Source organism: Stenotrophomonas sp. 28608_Sma, from assembly GCF_056486185.1.
The window spans coordinates 3124021-3143017 of the sequence record NZ_CM151308.1 but is presented as its reverse complement, the minus strand read 5'-3'; the positions used below and the strand labels follow the sequence as shown (position 1 = coordinate 3143017).

Annotated in this window: 22 protein-coding genes; all 22 read left to right on the top strand. The window is 62.0% G+C overall.

The window, feature by feature from the left end:
- Nucleotides 1–13: 13 nt before the first annotated feature.
- Nucleotides 14–367 carry a hypothetical protein gene (locus tag ACZLHH_RS14955; protein ID WP_012480712.1) on the top strand — a complete coding sequence of 118 codons (354 nt, stop codon included), beginning with the start codon at nt 14–16 and terminating at the stop codon, nt 365–367.
- Nucleotides 368–474: 107 nt separating this feature from the next.
- On the top strand, nt 475–1131 hold the full coding sequence (locus ACZLHH_RS14950; RefSeq protein ID WP_049400621.1) for a DNA N-6-adenine-methyltransferase: 657 nt from the start codon (nt 475–477) through the stop codon (nt 1129–1131).
- Entirely contained in the window at nt 1124–1375 is a 252-nt protein-coding gene (locus ACZLHH_RS14945) for a hypothetical protein (protein WP_006375905.1), read from the top strand. The genes ACZLHH_RS14950 and ACZLHH_RS14945 overlap by 8 nt, the downstream gene beginning before the upstream one ends.
- 9 nt (nt 1376–1384) lie before the next feature.
- Nucleotides 1385–1648, top strand: a complete 264-nt coding sequence (locus tag ACZLHH_RS14940; protein WP_006375902.1) for a hypothetical protein — start codon at nt 1385–1387, stop codon at nt 1646–1648.
- A 490-nt stretch (nt 1649–2138) separates the two neighbouring features.
- Nucleotides 2139–2321 carry a ribbon-helix-helix protein, CopG family gene (locus ACZLHH_RS14935; RefSeq protein ID WP_141098938.1) on the top strand — a complete coding sequence of 61 codons (183 nt, stop codon included), beginning with the start codon at nt 2139–2141 and terminating at the stop codon, nt 2319–2321.
- 69 nt (nt 2322–2390) lie between these two features.
- Nucleotides 2391–4322: a DNA primase family protein gene (locus tag ACZLHH_RS14930; RefSeq protein WP_006375901.1), complete on the top strand. Its 1932-nt coding sequence runs from the start codon at nt 2391–2393 to the stop codon at nt 4320–4322.
- A gap of 118 nt (nt 4323–4440) precedes the next feature.
- Entirely contained in the window at nt 4441–4656 is a 216-nt protein-coding gene (locus ACZLHH_RS14925; protein ID WP_024956732.1) for a hypothetical protein, read from the top strand.
- Nucleotides 4657–4724: 68 nt separating this feature from the next.
- Entirely contained in the window at nt 4725–5741 is a 1017-nt protein-coding gene (locus ACZLHH_RS14920) for an ArdC family protein (RefSeq protein WP_478478680.1), read from the top strand.
- 78 nt (nt 5742–5819) lie between these two features.
- Entirely contained in the window at nt 5820–6365 is a 546-nt protein-coding gene (locus ACZLHH_RS14915) for an outer membrane lipoprotein (RefSeq protein WP_088470558.1), read from the top strand.
- 379 nt (nt 6366–6744) lie between these two features.
- On the top strand, nt 6745–7083 hold the full coding sequence (locus ACZLHH_RS14910) for a hypothetical protein (RefSeq protein ID WP_032971199.1): 339 nt from the start codon (nt 6745–6747) through the stop codon (nt 7081–7083).
- Nucleotides 7080–7472 (top strand): hypothetical protein, encoded by a 393-nt coding sequence (locus ACZLHH_RS14905; RefSeq protein ID WP_478478679.1) that lies wholly within the window; start codon nt 7080–7082, stop codon nt 7470–7472. The genes ACZLHH_RS14910 and ACZLHH_RS14905 overlap by 4 nt, the downstream gene beginning before the upstream one ends.
- A complete protein-coding gene (locus tag ACZLHH_RS14900) occupies nt 7469–7975 on the top strand; it encodes a hypothetical protein (protein WP_134950999.1) in 507 nt (168 codons plus the stop codon). Before ACZLHH_RS14905 ends, ACZLHH_RS14900 begins: the two co-directional genes overlap by 4 nt.
- The gene (locus ACZLHH_RS14895) at nt 7972–8259 is read left to right on the top strand and encodes a hypothetical protein (protein ID WP_088470563.1); all 288 of its coding nucleotides are present in this window, start codon (nt 7972–7974) and stop codon (nt 8257–8259) included. The genes ACZLHH_RS14900 and ACZLHH_RS14895 overlap by 4 nt, the downstream gene beginning before the upstream one ends.
- A gap of 247 nt (nt 8260–8506) precedes the next feature.
- Nucleotides 8507–8986, top strand: coding sequence for a JAB domain-containing protein (locus ACZLHH_RS14890; RefSeq protein ID WP_088470564.1), 480 nt, complete (start codon nt 8507–8509; stop codon nt 8984–8986).
- A gap of 259 nt (nt 8987–9245) precedes the next feature.
- The gene (locus ACZLHH_RS14885) at nt 9246–9542 is read left to right on the top strand and encodes a hypothetical protein (protein WP_049403041.1); all 297 of its coding nucleotides are present in this window, start codon (nt 9246–9248) and stop codon (nt 9540–9542) included.
- Nucleotides 9535–9990: a hypothetical protein gene (locus tag ACZLHH_RS14880; protein ID WP_125892007.1), complete on the top strand. Its 456-nt coding sequence runs from the start codon at nt 9535–9537 to the stop codon at nt 9988–9990. The genes ACZLHH_RS14885 and ACZLHH_RS14880 overlap by 8 nt, the downstream gene beginning before the upstream one ends.
- Before the next feature lie 113 nt (nt 9991–10103).
- Complete coding sequence (locus ACZLHH_RS14875; RefSeq protein WP_006375771.1) at nt 10104–10604, top strand: Csu type fimbrial protein; 501 nt, start codon at nt 10104–10106, stop codon at nt 10602–10604.
- 130 nt (nt 10605–10734) lie between these two features.
- Nucleotides 10735–11394, top strand: coding sequence for a fimbrial biogenesis chaperone (locus tag ACZLHH_RS14870; protein ID WP_061478950.1), 660 nt, complete (start codon nt 10735–10737; stop codon nt 11392–11394).
- A gap of 3 nt (nt 11395–11397) precedes the next feature.
- Nucleotides 11398–13593 carry a fimbria/pilus outer membrane usher protein gene (locus ACZLHH_RS14865; protein WP_478478678.1) on the top strand — a complete coding sequence of 732 codons (2196 nt, stop codon included), beginning with the start codon at nt 11398–11400 and terminating at the stop codon, nt 13591–13593.
- A 108-nt stretch (nt 13594–13701) separates the two neighbouring features.
- Nucleotides 13702–15222 carry a site-specific DNA-methyltransferase gene (locus tag ACZLHH_RS14860; RefSeq protein ID WP_006375717.1) on the top strand — a complete coding sequence of 507 codons (1521 nt, stop codon included), beginning with the start codon at nt 13702–13704 and terminating at the stop codon, nt 15220–15222.
- 2 nt (nt 15223–15224) lie between these two features.
- Nucleotides 15225–17870 (top strand): DEAD/DEAH box helicase, encoded by a 2646-nt coding sequence (locus ACZLHH_RS14855; protein ID WP_006375715.1) that lies wholly within the window; start codon nt 15225–15227, stop codon nt 17868–17870.
- A gap of 13 nt (nt 17871–17883) precedes the next feature.
- Nucleotides 17884–18951: a Shedu anti-phage system protein SduA domain-containing protein gene (locus tag ACZLHH_RS14850; protein WP_006375713.1), complete on the top strand. Its 1068-nt coding sequence runs from the start codon at nt 17884–17886 to the stop codon at nt 18949–18951.
- Nucleotides 18952–18997 lie beyond the last annotated feature (46 nt).

Genomic DNA, 18997 nt, shown 5'->3' with positions numbered 1-18997 from the left:
ATGGAGCAAGCCGATGGGCCTCGATATGTATGCGGTCAAGACCCGCACTGATGTGCGAGATCGCACTCAAGAACTATTTTTCTACTGGCGAAAGCATCCGAACCTTCATGGTTGGATGTTCAAGTTGCACAGTGCTAGGACGGGGCAGGTTGATCCCTTCGATTTCAACCAAGTTCCCGTATTCCTTGGATTGGACGATCTTGATGCGTTGGAACAGGCTGTGCTGAACGATGATTTGCCTTATACCCAAGGCTTCTTCTTCGGTGAATCGGATCCCGATCGAGCTGAAGAAGATCTGGACTTCATTGCGCAGGCCCGCGCATTGATCAACGACGGTTGGGACGTGTTCTACAACTCTTGGTGGTAACCCGCCGCCAGCAGCGCCTCTCGGGCTGGTTCAAGCCCAACTCCCAAAACCCATTCTTCAACGCGGCAACGCAGCCGTGCTGACGGAGCCTTGCCTGGAGAATCCTCATGCAGCCCAAGTCCAACGTTCTGCCGTTCAACGCAGCAACCCGCTCCAAGCGCCTCGTAGCGGCTAAACCCACCCGGCTCACCTCCGTTTGCTACAAGGCAAGCGACAAGGCCCACACGAGCGTCGATTGGTATACCCCGCCTGCCATCGTCAGGGCGCTGGGGGGAAGGCGCGGCTTTGACCTCGATCCTTGCACGCCCGAAGACCCGTCGCGGCTGCCCGCACCCACGGCCAGCCGGATGATCCCGCCGAGCCAGGACGGCTTGGCTACGCCGTGGCCCAAGCAGGCATTCGTGTGGATGAATCCGCCTTACGGAAAAGGGATTGAGAAGTGGTTGAGCAAGCTGGCCAACCACCCCGGCGGCGGTATCGCCCTGGTGCCGGTCAACATGGAGACGGGATGGATGCACGACTGCGTGCTTTCCCACCCCAACGCGACGGCGATCCTGTTCACCCGTGGGAGGCTGAGGTTTGTGCGTCCCGACGGAACCACCGGCACGGCAGCGCCGTCGGGATCGTTGGTGGTGACTTACGGCAAGCGCGCCGCCGATCACCTTCAGCAAGCGCAGGCGAGCGGTGCGTTGCACGGGAAGTTCTTTGCCATCCAGCGGGTAGGGCAGGTGGCCACGGCGAACCAGGAGAGCTCCAATGGCTGATCGCTGGAACGTTGTTGTCTTGGGCCGCGCGACGGCCGAATTGGAAATCCGAATCGACGCGGACTCAGAGGCGGCAGCCTTGGAGATTCTGAACTCGATGGGAGTGGCTGACATTCATGCCGGTGGCTGGCGTACCGAGTTGGAGGAGATCTACGGCTTTGTGGAGGTCATCAGCCCCGATGGTTCCGAACGCGAAGATCTCAACTGGCCTTGTCCAACCATGCGCCACCACCTCAACTATTAGGAGGAGCCGATGGGAACTTACGAATTCGTCGTCCGGGGTGACTACTTGGTGAGCAAGGTGATTGAGGTCTTTGCCCAGACCCAGTCCGAGGCAATGGAGGCATTCGCGCGACTGTCCTTGGCGGAGTTGGATGCCATCGATTGGCACCATGGCGCCCTTACGATTGAAGAACACGTGGTGGTGACGGAGGTGGAAAGCGGGAGGGAGTTTCAGCATCCGTTCTTGACCGATCGCAAGCGCGAGCAACTGGAGTGTTTGGCCGAAAATGAGTAGGAACTTCCGGCTGCTGGTCTTCCACTAGCCAGCAGCGATCGAAGGCCAGCAGGAAGACCAGTAGTGCAAGGTCGTTGAATCCCAAGGGATTTCTGCGACTAAAAGTGCGCTGCTGGCTTGCTGGCTTTCGATTCAACTCCCCTGTGCAAATGCGTCCAAATCGCATGGAAAGTGTTGGTATCTCAAATTTCAAAACCGATTCTTTTTTGACCCAGCAGACCAGCGGAACGGTTTTCTATGAATGCAAAGCTTTTGGAATCAAGGGTTTGTAGCTGCTGGTCTTCCTGCTGGTCTTCTCTTTCTGCTGGCTAATGGAAGACCAGCAGGGAAGGGAAAGCCAGCAGAACAGGGCTTCCGGAAAAAGTGCGAGAGATTCCGCAGTTTTCGTGTTTAGTCAAAAACCGTGGGTTGCGGAAAGCTCCTGGAGTGGTTGAGTGGAAGTGTCCCCCATGTGGGACACACCAAACCTTTCACCTTCGGAGTTGCCACCGTGAACGCCGCCACCCATCCCTCGTCGCCGCCGACTTACAGCATCCGCGCCAGCGTGAAAAAGCACGTTCGGATCAAACGCCCCTTGGCCGAACGCCTTCGTCTCGCCGCGGCCGAAAACGAGATGACAGAGAGCGAGTTCATTCGCCGCGCCTTGGAAACCGCTCTCCCGCGCGCTGCCTGAGCAAGCCTGTCCCCCCACAACGACAAACCCCCACCGGCCAGGGCGAGGGTTTGAGAGGAGCCAACAACAATGTCTACAACCAATGTGTCCCCAAAAGGGAAGGCTGTCAACCCGACGACGGAAGAGCCAAGCAACATCGTGCCATTCGAAGCGTCGCGTTTCCTGGGTGCGGAAGCCTCCGCCCGCAAGGTCAACCTGGAGGCAGAGGAGCACAAGCAGCTCTACCGCCACTCGGTTGATCGAGAGGGCCAGCGCAAGCCACCGTCGCTCCCCATCCTGTTTGCCCGCCGCACCACCGAATGCGTCGATCGCTTGTGGGCGTGCCAAGCCACCAGCGGCACCGGCGAGATCGTACACCATTGGAACGGTACCTACTGGCAAGCGATCAGCGACGCGGAAGGTGTGGGTGTGGCATCCGATTGGATCGACCGCAACGCCGATTTCGCGGGCAGCCCCAAGCTCGCCAAGGACTGCTGGGACATGGCTTCCCTTCGGCTGCGCCAGAAAAACCCCATGCCAGCCCAAGCCAAGCGGGCCATCGTGCCGGTGGCAGACGGCTACGTGGAAATCCTTCCCGGCGGTTTCCATGTGCTCGCTCCTGATCCCGCCTTGGGCATGACCCACGCGGTCAGGGTGGCCTGTGGTGGCAGGCAGGGCCATGCATACAAGCCCCAGCCTTTGCCGGCTGACTCGCGATTCGCCAAGTTCCTCCGCCAAGCCCACGACGACCCGCGCGTCATCGACCTGCTCCAGGAGCAGTGCGGCATGACCCTGTTGCCGGGTGTCTACAGCCAGGCCGCCTGGTGGCACGGCGTCGCAGGTTCTGGCAAATCCACCCTGGCGGAAATCGTGGAAGCGATGCACCGTCAGGTGGCCCGCTGCAACCTTGAAACTTTGGGCGACCGCTTCAGCCTGGAACCCATGATTGGCGCCAGCCTGATCCTGGTGGACGAAGTGGAGTGCGAGAAGTGGGCCGAAGGTCGGTTCAAGACGATGGTCTCTGGCAATGGCATTGGCATCGACCGGAAGAACCAGAAGCAGCTGGCGAGCTACCATTCCACGGCCAAGTGGATCATCACGTCCAATTCGGCCCCCTTCATCCGCGACAAGAGCAACGGGGTGTGGCGCCGCCTCACCGTCGTGCACTGGAAGAAGGCGGTACCGGTCAACCAGCACGACCCTGATCTGGTCAAGAACATCCTGGCAGAGGAAGGCCAGCTTGTGCTGGACTGGATGCTCGAAGGCGCCCGACGCATCGTGGCCCGTGGTAGGGCGTTGTCCGACACCGACGCCGACATGCCCGAAGCCGTGCGCGCAGCGAAGCTGGCCGCCCGCCATGGCAGCGACCAGGTCATGGCTTGGGCTCAAGCCGAGCGCGTGGTGCGCATTGAGACGGATGAGTGCACGCTTTCCATGCGGCAGGTCTACGAGAACTACAAAAACTGGGGCTACCGACAAGGGCTGGCGGACATCGATCTCCTCACCGGTCGCCAGTTCTGGCGAGGCTTGAAAGAGATGGGCCTGGACGACGGCGCCCGCTCGAACCGTCGCATCAATGGCAAACAGGAAGAATGCGTGCGCCTGCGAATCAACGGAGCAGCCACCGTCGGCGAGGCCTGTGGCGATCTGCCGTTGAGATCATCGGCGACCGTGACAGCACTGCGCGTGGCGCAGGAGCGCTCTCAGTCTTTGGAGCCTTGGGAAACCGATGTGACGCCCACCCTCGAACAGCAAGGGGCTCGGCAGGAAGAGATGGAGCGTCGATTCGACCGCTTGAGCGCTCAGCAGCAGGCGGCTGAGATGGGAGCTCTCCATGCCGATGCGTTGAGGGAGGAGGCAGGGCGCACCAGAGCCAAGGCAATCCAACTCCAGCTGCAGGAACGTATCAATGAACTGGAGATTCGTGCGCTGTTCGGTGAGCCGTTGGCGGGCCGAGAAAGCAGCGAAACCCAAGGTGGCGGAAAGGTGGGAGATGGGGATGCGCGCCAACGGCGGTCGTAAAGGCGGGGCCAAATCCGTGTTCCCATCTTCCGTATCAGCTCTAGCCAATGGATTGGTCGGTGACGCTAACGGTCCAGCCCGGACTTGCCAAATCCGTATCCTGTCGCATGCTGAAACCATGACCCCTTCCGATGCCTTTGTAGACGACAGCATGGACCGCCAGGACTCCCTGGCGGCGTCCCCCCGTTTCACCGTGCAACGAACCCCCGAGGGCATCCGCGTGCAGCTCCAGGAGGGCGACGGGGGCCCCGGCACCGCTTTGACCATCGAACGGGCCTTGGCTTTGCTGGAGAACCTGTTGGAGCAGGGACGCGCCGTCACCATTCACGATTGAAGTTTCCAGCCTAACCCCCTTGGCGTTGCCGACAGGCGCCTTTCCTTGCCTTCCAGGAGAGCCTGCCCGTGTCCGATGCCACCCCCAACGAAAGCTTCCTTCAGCGTCATTCCCGCGACGTCGTCGAGCGCTTGATCCGCCAGATGGAGGAGGGCACCGGTCCCTTTCTCAAACCCTGGGACGCCCGCGTGGACCTCGGGTTGCCCATGAACCCCACGACTGGCAAGAGCTACCGGGGCGGAAACCTGCTCCACCTGTGGGCCCTTCAGAGCGCCTGGGACACCCAGGACAACCGGTGGATGACTTACAAGCAAGCCGCGGCCGTGGGCGCTCAGGTGCGCAAGGGCGAGAAGGCCAGCGTGATTGAGTATTGGGATTGGTCGCGGGTGGAGGAGGCCAAGAAGAGCGGGGACCCCGACCTCATCGCCAAGGCCCGCCCCAAGGTCTTCTTCCCCCGGGTGTTCAACGCAATGCAGATCGATGGGTTGCCGGCACTGGTCCTGCCACCCCCGCGCCCAGAGCCCGACATCCACCAGGCCTGCGAAGCGGTGCTCAAGGGCAGCGGGGCTGAGATCCACCACGACGGGGGCAACCAGGCGTTCTACCGGCCGATGACGGACAGCATCCACTTGCCCCAGCGCAACAGCTTCCACTCGGCCAGCGGCTACTACGCCACCGCGTTGCACGAACTGGGCCACTGGACAGGCTTTCCCTCCCGCCTCAACCGCGATCAGAAGGGGGCCTTTGGGAGCATCGACTACGCCAAGGAAGAACTGGTCGCGGAGGTGTCATCCATGCTGGTGGGCGAACGCTTAAGCATTGGCCACGATCCCACCCAACACGCGGCTTACGTGAAGTCGTGGATCCAAATCCTCCGGGACGATCCCCGGGAGCTCTTCCGAGCCGCGGCGGCGGCCGAGCGGGTGGTGGAATTCCTGAAGGTGCCCGAGTTGGTTCGTGAGCCGCTCCCGAAGGTTGAGCGGGAGCGGGAGCCGGTGGCGGCCAACCAGCAGGAGCTTGAAAAACCTAACGGCACGAAGGTCCGCACGAAAGCGCGTGAGAAGGCCAGGCAGAGGAGCAGGTGATGGTGGCCTGAACCCCCTTGCGCATTTCCAGAATCGATCTATGCATAGGTGAACCTACTCACGAAATGGAGGTGCACCTTGAAAACCACTGTTCTGGCCCTTGCGCTGGCGTTGTCTGCTCCGGCCGCCTTTGCCGCCGATTCCACCTCCGCTCGCCGTTACGGTTCGTCCGAAGCCCTCTCGGTCCAGGACGCCCGACTGGGCGAGGTCCTGATGGTTCGCACGGTTCAACTGAAGTCCGACCAGCGTCTGAACGCCGGCTCGGCCATCGGGGCGGCCGTTGGTTATGGGGCTGCTAACCAGGTCAAGAACCGGGACTACCGCAATGCAGCCCGGGTGGCCGGTGGCGTCATCGGTGCGGTTGCCGGAACCGCGGTTCAAAAGGGCCTCAGCGGCCGCACCGCAGTGGAGATCTACGTGCGCGACCTGTCCGATCGCCGCCAGCGCGTCCTGGCGGTAGTCCAAGACGCCGACGTGGACGTGCGCGAAGGTGATCGGGTATTCCTGGTGGGGAAGGGAAGCAAGACCCGGGTGATGCCGGCTGATTACTATCGTTCTTGCGGAAGCCCTTGTGCCATTGGCATCAATGCCCGGTCGGATAACAGCGCTCGCGTGGGGCCGTAAGGATGCACAAAAGCGAACACCTTGGTGGAGGCGTGTATTGCGAAGGCACGGCTTGCGGGCTTGTGGTTGAGCTCATGAAGCGGCCATCCGTTGCCCACCGCCGCTCCGAAGTCGCCCGGATGGTCCGAGAGGGACACGGCCGCGCCGCCATCGCCCAAGCCCTGGGCGTTCCATCGCCCGTGGTGAGCGCCGATCTGGCCCACCTGGGGTTGCGTCAAAAGCCCCGGCGCCCACTGGCTGACCAACACGCTCTGGTGGTGCGCCTCCTGGAGCAGGGGAACAACGGCCCTGCAATTGCCAAGCGCCTGGGCGTGACCCGACAGGCAGTCCACGCTTACCTGCAGGCCCATGGCCTGCTCCCAACCCAGAGGAGGATCCCATGACCGTTATTCTGGTGGTCGTGCTGTTTGAGCTCGCCATGTTTGCGATCACCTTCGGAATCGCGTGGCTGTGCGCGTCCAAAGCCCGCAGCGCACGCAGGGGCTGGGAGGCGTTCCAAGCCGGCCAAGAGGACGCCCCATCCGTGGTTGCGTTGATGTGGCATTTGGCCGTGTTCTACGCGTGCTTGGCACTGCTGGCTTACCAGCTACAGCACGTGGTGAGCCAAGTCTGGTTGGATCCTTCCAACCTATACCTGTCATCCACGCTGGCTCTTGTCGTTTATTCGATCGCATGCGGGCTGCTTCACGGCAGCGGGCTGGCGCGGAGGCGGGCATGAGAACGAGTCACGGTCGGTTGCGCCCAGACCCCGTCGACGCCCGCCCACGCCACGATGGGCTGTTCCAAGGCGAAGACACAGGCGAAGAGATTCACGAAGAGCGTGACCCGTTGCTTCAAGCGCTTTACACCGAATCGCTCCATGCCCGCGGGGACGTGGACGCCATTGATCGCATGCTCGATGCCCACCGGCAGGCGTTTGGGGAGCCTGAGCAAGTCGCCTATGCCCGTCAACAAGACAAACGCCATGATCGGGCGTTGCCCTTGCCGAGCGGTGGCTTGCAGTTGAAGCCGTCCATGGAGCGCTACTTGGAGGAGCATCGGTCGTGGAACCCGGCCAGCCAGGCGGAGCGCACCCTGTCCTTGCAGATCCTGGGGATGAGCGAATGAGCCTGTCTGCCTATCGTGTGGCTATGAATGACATGCGAGCACTGCGACGCCAAACGTTGGCCAAGGTGTTCCGTCCCGGAATGACAGCTATAGAGGCATCGCACGCGCTCGCCATGGAACTGGGCTACAGCTTCACGGACACCACCATTCATTCCGACCTGAGGGCGCTTGGTCTAACCCCCGTATCGGGCACCGAACGGGTGAGGACGATGACCAAGGCCCGCCGCTCGGAGGTCAAGAAGGGGGGGCTCGCGGGGGAGTCGGTCCAGTCCCTGGCCGAGCGATTGAGGGTCCCGGTTCACACCATCAAAGCCGATTGCCACGTGTTGGTCGAAGCCGGCGATCTCCCTGCCGACACGCTCGCGCGGGGTCGGGTCCAACGCTGTCTCGCCACGATGGCGGCGGATATGGCCCGCCTGGGGCCTGAAGCCCGAGCGGCCTATGAAGCTTTGTGGGAAGCGGTGGCGGACGATGCCGATGGGTTGCGTGGGAGTTGCCCATGACGCTCATTCGTCGCGCCGCGTCCTGGTGGAGCGCACGCCATGCCCAAGCCGTCTACAGCGCTTCCCTTCAGAGGGCGCTGGATGAACGGCTTCGAGAAATCGCGCAGGAGCGCGAGCGGACCGACGGACTATTGCAGGTCCGAAATAAGCGGCAAGGCTGGATTCACCGGAGTTGGACAGGCACGGAAGTTCTCCGCCTGGTGCTTCTAACCATCCTCGGCTCCGCTCTACTTTTCGCCATAGCGATGTTGGCCATTCCGTTTCATGTCATGTTCGGTAAGTGAAGCCGAGGAATCCTTGCCACTTCAAGCTCATCCCTCAAGACACCCATTCGCTTCAAGTATCCACCGGGCAGTGGCCTCTCAACTGGGAATCTTGGCTCCGCTTGCTCCTCCCTCAAGGGCTGGCCTCCTCCACCGTGTTCCGGCCCTTCGCTGCGCACCTGGCGGTGCTCGCTCCCGGGTGCGGATTCGTCCAACGCTTTGCCCATCGGTTCCCACGAGGCGCATCCCGCGCCGGTGGAGAAAGCAGATGAAACGAGCCAACGACATTCGGGCCCAATACCAGCTGGCCATGGACGAAGAGGGCATCCTCCTGGCCGCCTCGCACATCCTGGAGCGTCGCCTCCTCCGCCAAGGAGCCATCACCGACCCTGCCAGCGCCAGCGACTACCTCACTGCCCGCTGTGCGCACCTGGATCACGAAGTGTTTGGCACGGTGTTCCTGGACACCCGCCACCGCATCCTTGCCACCGAGCACCTCTTTCAGGGCACCATCGACGGGTGCGAAGTCCATCCCCGCATCGTCGCCAAGAAGGCGTTGGACCACAACGCCGCCGCGGTCATTTTCTTTCACAACCACCCCAGCGGAAACCCCGAGCCCAGCGCGGCCGACCGCGCCATCACCGACCGCCTCCAGCAGGCCCTTGCCCTTCTCGACATCCGAGTGCTGGATCACCTGGTGATCGCGGGATCATCGCACGTGTCGATGGCCTCACGGGGGTGGGTGTGACCACCCCCTTTAAAGCAAAGACCTGTGCCGGAAGCCGCCGCCGGCCGCTGCGCGCCGGCATCTGAAAAAGCATCCGCATGGATGGAAAGCACCAACGCCTTCGGCGCGATAAGTGATGTTAGGAAAAACTGCGGCCTTAGCGCCGCATTTTTTGCTTTTAGTCAAGATTTTGTCCACTAAGGCCGTGGACAAATTTCCAGGGCGATCTACCTTGAATTAAGGGGTAGGCAATGCCGCCGACCAAGCCAAGAGGTGTCACATGAGCGCAACCGTCACAACCAACGAAACCAAGATGATCGCGTTGGGATTGAATCCCGGCTTGATTGAAAATTATGCAGCGGTCTCCTTGGAGCCCGTCAGCTTTGAAGAGGACGACAGCCTGGGCTGGGCGACCACTTGGACCGCGGTTCATGCCGTCGAGCTCCACAACGGCGGGAAGGTCAACACTTACGGACGATCCTTCCACGTCCCCCAAGCCAAGCCCGGTTACAAACACCTGCTCAAGTGCTGGCGAGAAGAGCAGGGGCGGCGCGCAGAACTGGCTAATGATGGGTGACGTGACTCCTCCGATGAACGGTTATTGGGGAGACGGAGAGCTCGGAAAGAGTGAGAGGGCATCCGTGCTTCACGGCATCCATTTCGTCAGTCCCTCGGTGGGTGGCCCGCTCTTCAATACGGTGTGGCTTCCCACGCTTGCCGACTTGCGGGCGCTGCTCACTGACGCCGACCTTTGCAAAGCAGCCGAAACCGAGGTGAGGGCGTTCATTGACACGTTCGTGGACCCGTTGCCCCCTGAGCTCGACGAGGTCATTCACCAGCCATCGATAAAACAGATTTCCAGCTTGCCGGATGATTGCGGGATCGGCGTGGGCGTTTTTGTGACTGACGCGTTTGCGTTCGTCCTTCAGCGGATGATTCAGGAGGCAATGGCTCAGCACCGTGCGCGTGAGCTGGATGGGTTATGGAGACAGTCAGCGGCCGGTGGCAAACGAGCCAGGCTCTGACCGCTGGCTCAATGCCCACCCTTGCGCGTTTTCAGATTCGAGGTATCGGTAAGGGGATGGCCCATTCTGGGGCTACTCATCCCCACTCAATCCCTCTCAAGGAGACGATACCCATGACACGCAAGACCTTCCTTCGCGCCCTTCTGCCCATCGCCCTGGCTTCGCTTGCAGTGCCCGCGTTCGCCGCCGACACCACCGCGGACCTGACGATTCAGGGCACCTTGACCAACACCTGCCAGCTGTCCGTGACCTCCATCGAAGGCATGGACTGGTCGGGCATCTCCGAAGCTGCCGCCCGCACCTCCGGGCTGAGCATCGTGTGCAACGCGGGCACGACTTACTCCATTTCGCCGGGCCAGGGGCAGAACTTCGGCCTGCTGTCCGGGTATGAGACCTATCGGGCTGTGACCAACGGCGCCGGGGCTTACATCCCCTACGGTTTCTTCAAGGACCCGCAGGGAAGCCAAGTATGGGGGGATGACACCGACGCGTTCACCGGCGTTGGCGATGGCACCGTCCAGAGCTACAACTACGCGGTGCGCTTCCTGGCCCTCAAGCAGGCCGTGGGCGGCAACTACACCGACACGGTCACCGTCACCGCCACTTACAACTGATCCCCATCGGTTGTCCCGACGCCCCCGGCTTGCCCCGGGGGCTTTTTGTTGCCGAAAAGATGAGTAGGTATGGGTTGACGGAATGGTATTCCGATCTAGTTTGAATGGAGACGCCCCTAAAGGAGACCCCATGACCCATTCCCAACGTTTTTTGGCCGTGGCCGCCGCGTCCTTGCTGTCCTTTTCGGCGTCCGCCGGTTCCATCTCCGTCGGCCCCACCACCCTGATGGCCGATACCTCGGCCAAGCACGTCGCCGTGACCCTGCACAACAGCGGCGACGCGTCGGTGCGTTACCAGGTGAAAGCCGTGGGGTGGGATCAGGCCACAGGGCAGAACGTGTTTTCACCCACCACGGATATCGTGGGGGCGCCCACCTTCGTGGACGTCCCGCCCCAATCCAAGCGCACCGCCCGGTTGATGAGGGTGGGCGCGCTGGGCGAGCGGCGCTACTACCGCGTCCTGCTAATGCAGCTCAGGGCTCCCAACGTCCAAGGCGTCCAGTTGCTGGTCAACCAGGACTTGCCCGTGGCCTTTGAGGTCGCCAACGCGCCTGTCCCCCAGGTGACCGTCCAGGCGGTGCCCAAGGGCTACCGGCTGACCAACCACGGCCAGACCGCCGCCCGCGTGTCGTCCATCGGCCCGGCTGGTGGCAAGCCGTGGCGCGAGGGTGCGTTGGGTTGGACCCTGCCGGGGGCCTCAATGACCTACGAGGCCCAGCCCGGGCAGCGCGCTGAAAACCTTTCAATCACCGTCAACGGCCAGCCCGTCACCGTCCCTGTGGGGCGGTGATCCATGCGTGGCCACGCCTTGGCGTTGTTGTTGCTGGCTGCATCGTCGGCCAGCGCAGCGGTGCCCGAAGGCGTGGCACCCGCGTTCCTGGTGCCGGTGATCGGCGGCAAGGCCAAGGCGGATCCGCTCACGTTCTGGCAGCAAGGCGGTCAGTGGTTCGCCGAGCCGGCCACGTGGCGCGAGGTCGGGCTCCAACTTCCCCCGGGTCAAACGGAGCCGATGAGCGCCCAAGCGTTGGCTGTGGGCTTTGTTGTGGACGAGGCCACCGCCACGGTCGCCCTGGATCTGCCGGCCGATCGGCTCAAGGCCCAACGCGTGGCCCGTGATCGCACCGAGCGCGGACCCATCGCGCCACCCGCTCCCGGGGTGCTGCTGAACTACAGCCTGGCGGGCATGGTGTCCGTGCAACAGCAGGCGCTCTCCTTGGGCCACGAGGTCCGCAAGGCGGGGCGTTGGGGCGTTGTCAGCACCAGCGGGCAGGTCAACACAGACACGGCCGGCACCGGCTACGTTCGCGGCGTGACGCGCTGGCAGAAAGACGATCCCAACCGCTTGGTGACCTACCAAGCCGGCGATGTGTTCGCTGGTCCGTCGTCCTCGCCGGTCAACCTGGGTGGGGTGCGCGTGGCCAAGGACCCGCGGGCGTTGGACCCGTTGACGCCCACGTATCCGGTCCCGATGCTCGGCGGCGTGGCGTTCGATCCGGCCACGGTCGAAGTCCTAGCCAACCGCGCCCGCGTGCTGCAAGGCCGGGTGGGGAAAGGGCCGTTCACCGCCGATGGCAGCGCCTTGGGCACCGGTGCACAGCAAACCCAAGTGGTCGTGCGAGACCCTTACGGCCGCGAAACGGTGGTGAGCGATCAGCGCTTCTACGTCGCCCCCACGTTGCTCCGCCAAGGGCTCACCACCTGGGAGGTCGCGGCCGGCCGGGTGCGCCAAGGAGAGAGCGATTACGGGACGTTGGGCGCGACCGGGTCGGTGGCGTGGGGCCTCAACGACCGGTGGACCTTGCGCGGCACCGCCCAAACCTCAACGGATGGGAAGGCCAACGTGGCGTTGGGGGCCACGACGATGCTTGGCACCTACGGCACGTTCGATATGGAATTGGGCACTTCCACGCAAGGCGGCCAACGGCAGGCCGTGGCCTACGACTACCGCGGCCCGAGGTTTGGCGTGCGCCTGGAGCACGAGCGCCAACAGGACTACTGGCGCCTGCGCGCCCCCAGTGCGGTGGAGGTGGAGCAGCGCACCCGAGGCTCGGTGTTCTGGGGGCCCACGCCGCAGTGGTCCCTTCGGGCCAGCTATTCGGACGTGCGCACGCCGCGCTTTCGCACTGCTTACGCCGACGCCGGGCTGACTTGGCGTGGCTACGGGCACACCGTGGCCGTCTCCGCGTTGCGCGATCTGGAGCGCAAGGAAACCCGGGTGGAGTTGGGCTACAGCTACGATTTCGGCCGGGGCAAGGGCGTGAGCGTTAGGGCCCGGCAAGCCCCCGATGCCACCGCCTGGGCCGTTCAAGGACGCGCCCGCCCCATGGTGTTGGGAACCCCGGTGGGCTTGTCCGCTTCGGTGGACGAGGGAGCGGCTGGCCAGACGGCCAGGGCCAACGCCAACTGGACCACCCGGGCAGGGTGGGCCCAAGTCAACGCCGAGCACGGGCCCAGTGGCATCTGGGCTTCCGGTTCGATGGCCGGTGCCGTCCACCTTGACCGCCAAGGCGTGACGTTCCTGGGTCCGGCCGAATCCTTCGCCGTGGTGGACGTGCCCGGCCAAGCCGGGGTGCCGGTGAGGGTGGGCGGCAGATTGGTAGGGAAGACCAACGCCCAGGGCCGCCTGGTGGTGGGCGAGGTGACCCCAATGGTGCCCACCGAGGTCCGCGTAGACGATCGGGCGCTGCCACTGGGCACCCAGTTGGCCGAGATCGAGCAAACCGCCACCGCTGGCCGCCAAGCCGGCATGCACCTCACCTTCCCAGTCCTGACCGAGACTGCACGAACCTTCCGCCTCACTGGCCCGGCCATCGAAGCGGGCACGGTGGCCAAGACGGCGACCGAGACCACCCAGGTGGGGTTCGACGGGGTGCTCTACCTGGAGCACCCGGAGCCGGGGCAGGTGGTCGAGGTGGCGGGGGTCTGCAGGGCCCGGTTGCCGGCAGACCTTGGCTCTGCGCAAACGGTGGTGTCGCTGGCCTGCCAGTGATCCTCCAACCCTTGGAAAACAAAGGTTTGAGCTGTCTCAGGCCTTGCGACACTGGCCCTGCATCCTTTGGCTGAACGATACTGTGGGCCTGTCTAAGGGGATCATTGGATGCCACTGCTTTCTTGGTTCAATCGCGATGCGGACCTTACTCGCGCCGCCTTGACGCCTTACCGGTTGCTGGAGCCGGTCGCCAAGCTTTCCTATGGGGACGAAGATTCCCCGAACATGCTCATCGAGGGGGACAACCTCGATGCGCTCAAGGCTCTGCTTCCTTACTATGCAGGTCAGGTGAAATGCATCTTTATCGATCCGCCCTACAACACCCAGTCGGCGGTCAGCGATCACTACGACGATAACATTGAACACTCTCAATGGTTGTCGATGATGTATCCCCGCCTTGAACTGTTGAAGGATCTCTTGGCCGAAGAGGGCTCCATTTGGATCACACTGGACGACAACGAAGCCCACTACTTCAAGGTCATAGCTGACGAAGTATTTCAGCGGAAAAACTTCATTGCGAATGTAATTTGGAACAAAATATATTCCCCGAAGAACTCGGCACGCCATTTCTCGGTAGATCATGACCACGTGTTCATTTACGCAAAGAATGCAGAAAAGTGGTTTCCGAATCCTATGCCGAGGACGGAAAAGCAGGATAAGGCATACACTAATAAAGATGGTGATCCTAGGGGGCCGTGGAAGGCAGGTGATCTTTCGGCACGTAATTTCTATGGTGCTGGCACCTATCCCATTACCACTCCATCGGGTCGAGTGATCCCGGGTCCGCCGAATGGTATGTATTGGCGAGTTTCGCAAGCCAAGCTGGCTGAGATGGATGCAGATAACCGGATCTGGTGGGGAAAGGGTGGGAATAATGTCCCGGCAATCAAAAGGTTTCTGTCTGAGGTAAAGCAAGGGCGCGTTCCGCAAACTATTTGGCCTTATGCTGAGGTCGGTCACACGCAGGACGCGAAAAAAGAAGTGGTTGCGCTATTTGGCGATGATCACTTTTCAACGCCCAAGCCAGAAGCGCTAATTCGGCGTGTTATGGAAATAGCGACGAAGCCCGGCGATCTAGTCCTGGATAGTTTTTTAGGTTCAGGCACCACGGCGGCAGTGGCCCACAAGATGGGCCGGCAGTGGATCGGCATTGAGATGGGTGAGCACGCACGCACGCACTGCCAGCCGAGGCTTTTGAAGGTGGTGGACGGCGAACAAGGCGGAGTATCGAAAGAACTCAGCTGGGACGGGGGAGGTGGTTTCCGCTTCTACAAGTTGGGGGTTCCCGTGTTCGATGAGAGTGGTCACATCCGAGAGGGCATCCGCTTCGAACACTTGGCCGCACACGTGTGGTTTGCTGAGACCGGCGCCGCGCGCTCCACCCGTGCGCCCAAGACGGCATTCCTGGGCGAGCACCATGGTGTGGGCTACTACCTGCTGTTCAACGGAATCCTTGGCGACGAAAGCAAGGCCGGTGGCAACGTGCTGACCAAAAGGGTGTTGCGAGGACTGGAGCCGTTCGACGGACCCAAGGTGATTTACGGTGAGTCCTGCGACTTGCCGAAGGAGCAGCTGGAAGAGCTCCAGATCACCTTCAAACAGACTCCCTATGACATAAAGGCGCGTTGACGATGGCTCTCTCCCTGAAGGTGTATCAGCAGCGGGCCCTGTCCAGCCTTGCTCAGTTCTTGGAAGACGCACGGTTGAGTGGTCCCGAATCTGCGTTCGAGAGGAACGTGGATCCGGGTCTGGTCACGAACTACAAGCCCATGCCGGGAATGGAAGCCACCCCTTACGTGTGCCTGCGCATACCCACGGGTGGTGGAAAGACCGTGATGGGTGCGCACATCATTCAAGCGGCAGGGGATACTTACCTGGAACGGACGTATCCGCTGGTCATGTGGATGGTGCCCACCACCCAGATCAAGACCCAGACGCTGGAAGCGTTCAAGGATCCCCGTCACCCCTACCGCCAGGAGCTTGATGAGGCTTTCGGTGGCAAGGTGGCGGTGTTCGATGTCGAAGACTTCACTCACATTCGCCCCGCCGATCTGGGCACGAAGGTTTGCGTGGTGATTTCCACGATGGCTGCCCTTCGCGTGGAGAACCAGGACGGCCGCAAGGTCTACGAGCATCACGAGGACTTGGAGACACACTTCGCCGGAAGCGTGTCCGATCTGCCTTATCTGGAGCAGAACGCAGCGGGCAAGGCCATCGCCTCGTTCGCCAACCTGCTTAAGCTTCACGGTCCGTTGGTCATCACCGACGAGGCGCACAACGCCAACACCCCGCTGTCCTACGAGGTCTACCAACGTCTGGGTGCAAAGCTAGTGGTGGAGTTGACCGCCACGCCGGAAGCTAGCAAGAGCAACGTGCTGGTCAGCGTCAGTGCCTTCGAGCTGAAGGTGGCCAACATGATCAAGTTCCCAGTCGTGCTCAAGGAGCATGTGGGGCAATGGGAAGCGGCGGTAGGCAGCGCTGTAGCCCGTCGCAACGAGCTGGGCAAGACCGCGCTTAATGAGCAGCCGGACTACATCCGCCCCATCCTGCTGATCCAGGCTGAGAACGCCAAAGGAACGGCCACTGTGGAAGAGGTCAATCGGCACCTCATCGATATCGAGAAAGTCCCAGAGAATGCCATCGCCATCGCCACCGGCGACCAACGGGAAATCGACGGCGTCGACCTGTTCGCCAAGGACTGCCCCATCGAGGTCATCATCACCAAGCAGGCCCTCAAGGAGGGCTGGGACTGTTCGTTCGCCTACGTCTTCTGCTCGGTGGCCCAGGTCAAGAGCGACAAGGACATCCAGCAGCTGTTGGGCCGTGTGCTGCGGATGCCGTATGCCACCCGGCGCAAGCAGGAGGCCATGAACAAGGCCTACGCCCACGTCACCACCACCCACTTCAACGTGGCGGCGGCAGAGCTGACCAAGTCGCTCATTGACATTGGCTTCAATCCGTTGGAAGCCGTGGGCGCCGTCCAGCGTGAACCGACACCTGGGCCTGGCTTGGGCCTGCAAGGCGGAGCGAATCCTGTCCCCACACCGCCCAAGACGACCGTGGCGGTCAGCAAGCCACCGGACCTGACCAACGTGCCCGAGCGCGACCAAGGCAACGTGGTGTTCGTGCCCTACGGGGAAGGCAAGGGCGGAACGGTCGAGATCACGGGGGAGGTGGATGATTCCACGGTGGAGGCGATCACTCTGGCCGCCCCTGCAAAGGAACGCGAGGAAGTTGCGGCCACCATCGAGCGTCACCAGATCGCTTCCAAGGCCGTCAAGGCTCCCAGCCAGAACGGGGCCGTTTTCAGTGTTCCCCGCCTTTGCGTCATGGAGCAGGGCGAACTGGAGTTCATCGAAAGCGGCGCGGTGCCGCCCGGGTTCATGTGGGATCTGCTGGCTTACCCGCCGGATCTGTCCAGCCTCAAGTTCAACGCCGACAGCCAGACCTTCGAAGTCGATCTGGTGGATGAAAAGGTCACCTACACCAAGATCGACGACGACGTGAACACCTACCTTCCGGGCTTTGCCAAGGACCGGACCGAGGCGGACCTGGTGGGGTGGTTGGACCAGAAGATCCGCGACCCAGCCGTGAAGCAACCCGTGTTGCGGGAGTGGGTGCGCCGGGCCATCAGCGGTCTGTCCCAGGACCGGGGCTTCTCCCTATCGCAACTGCTCAATGGCCAGTTCGTCCTCCGGCGCAAGCTGAGTGAGCAGCTCCAGCTCGCCAAGGTCGAGGCACTGAAGGACGGCTTCCAGCAGGCCCTGTTCGGCGATGCCGCCGAGGTCGTGGTCAGCGACGAGCCCGACGCGATGTTCACCTACCCGGCGGACATGACCCTGTATCCGGCGCACTCCTACTACCAGGGCGGCACCTACCGGTTCCGCAAGCACTACTACCCCTTCGTGGGCGACCTTCAGTGGAAGACCGCTGGCGGTAAGGTGGGCGAGGAGTTCCTCTGCGCCCAGGCCATCGACCAGCTGGACGAGGTGGAGTTCTGGGTGCGCAACTTGGTGGATCGCAGCCAGTTCTGGATGCCCACGGCCAAGCAACGCACCTATCCGGACTTCGTCGCTCGTCTCAAGGACGGGCGCCTATTGGTTGTGGAATACAAGGGCGGGGACCGTTACTCATCCGACACCGAGAAGGAAAAGCGGATGGTGGGCGAGCTCTGGGCGACCAAGAGCAAGGGCAAGGGGATCTACCTAATGGCCCAGCTGAAGGACGAGAAGGGCAACAGCGTCACCGAGCAGTTGAAGGCGGCAATCGGGGCTTAAGCGGGGAGGCGATATGGAAAAGCCAGGACAAGTCCAGAAGGTCGTCAGGAAGACGGCCAGCAGTGGCAAGGTGGACTACGCACCACCAGTTGTGCTCAATGAGACCAGCAAGAGCAAGCTGCACGCCCTGGCTTGGTTCATTCCACATAGCGATGGTCGAACCACATTTTCGCTGAAGCTCGAAGGTTTCGTGAAGGCGAAGGATCAGCCTTGGATCGAGGACAAGGCCAAGACCCTCACGTTGTCGGAAACTTCGTCCCTCCAGCTGCTCAAATACCTACAGACACATCTGCCCCTTGCCGCTCAGTCGGAAACAGGTGAGTTCATCTTAATTCGGGTGGCCAACGGCGAGGCCAACCTGACGGGCCACGATCCTCAAGAACTGGTGGGTGCCCTGACAAAGGTCCTGTCGCAGTCGGAGTTGCTGGGCCATTTGTCCAGCACTGAACTCACGCATGAGTTGAGCACGGCGCTGCGTGGGTCAATCCGTCTGAGCGAGATGCGATCAGCCGTGGCCGAACTGCGCTCCAATCTGGGAAGCGGTGAGGCAGGGGAGCAGACCTATCAGGCCTGGTGTGAGAAGCACTGTTGGGCGTTCGGAAATGCCTATGTGGTCCGTGACGAAGTCAGGGCCATTTCGACTGGAGACAACCTTGACCTGTTGTTGCCGAACGTGATCGCCGGCTATCGGGACATCGTTGAGTTGAAACGGCCGGACAAAGAGGTTCTGCTCTACGACGCCGCTCACAAGAATTATTACTTTTCGGCAGACGTTTCCCGGGCCATCGGCCAATGCCACCGGTATCTGGACATCCTCCACCAAGCTGCGAAAGATGGGCTTCTAGACCACAAAGAGGTGGTGGCCTATCACCCCCGCGCCACGATTGTGATTGGCCGATCGCACGGATGGACCGACGAACAGCAGCGTGCACTTCATGGGCTCAATCGCCGTCTCCACGGCATCTCTGTAATGACCTACGACCATCTGCTGGCTCAAGGCGAGCGCCTTATTGAAATGATGAGCCCCGCAGAGGGTGCTGATGCGGAGTCGGCGGTTGAGGAGGACGATATCCCATGGTGATCATTCGCCGAATCGTCGGGACCTTTCCTAGAGCCTTGCGAAGCCA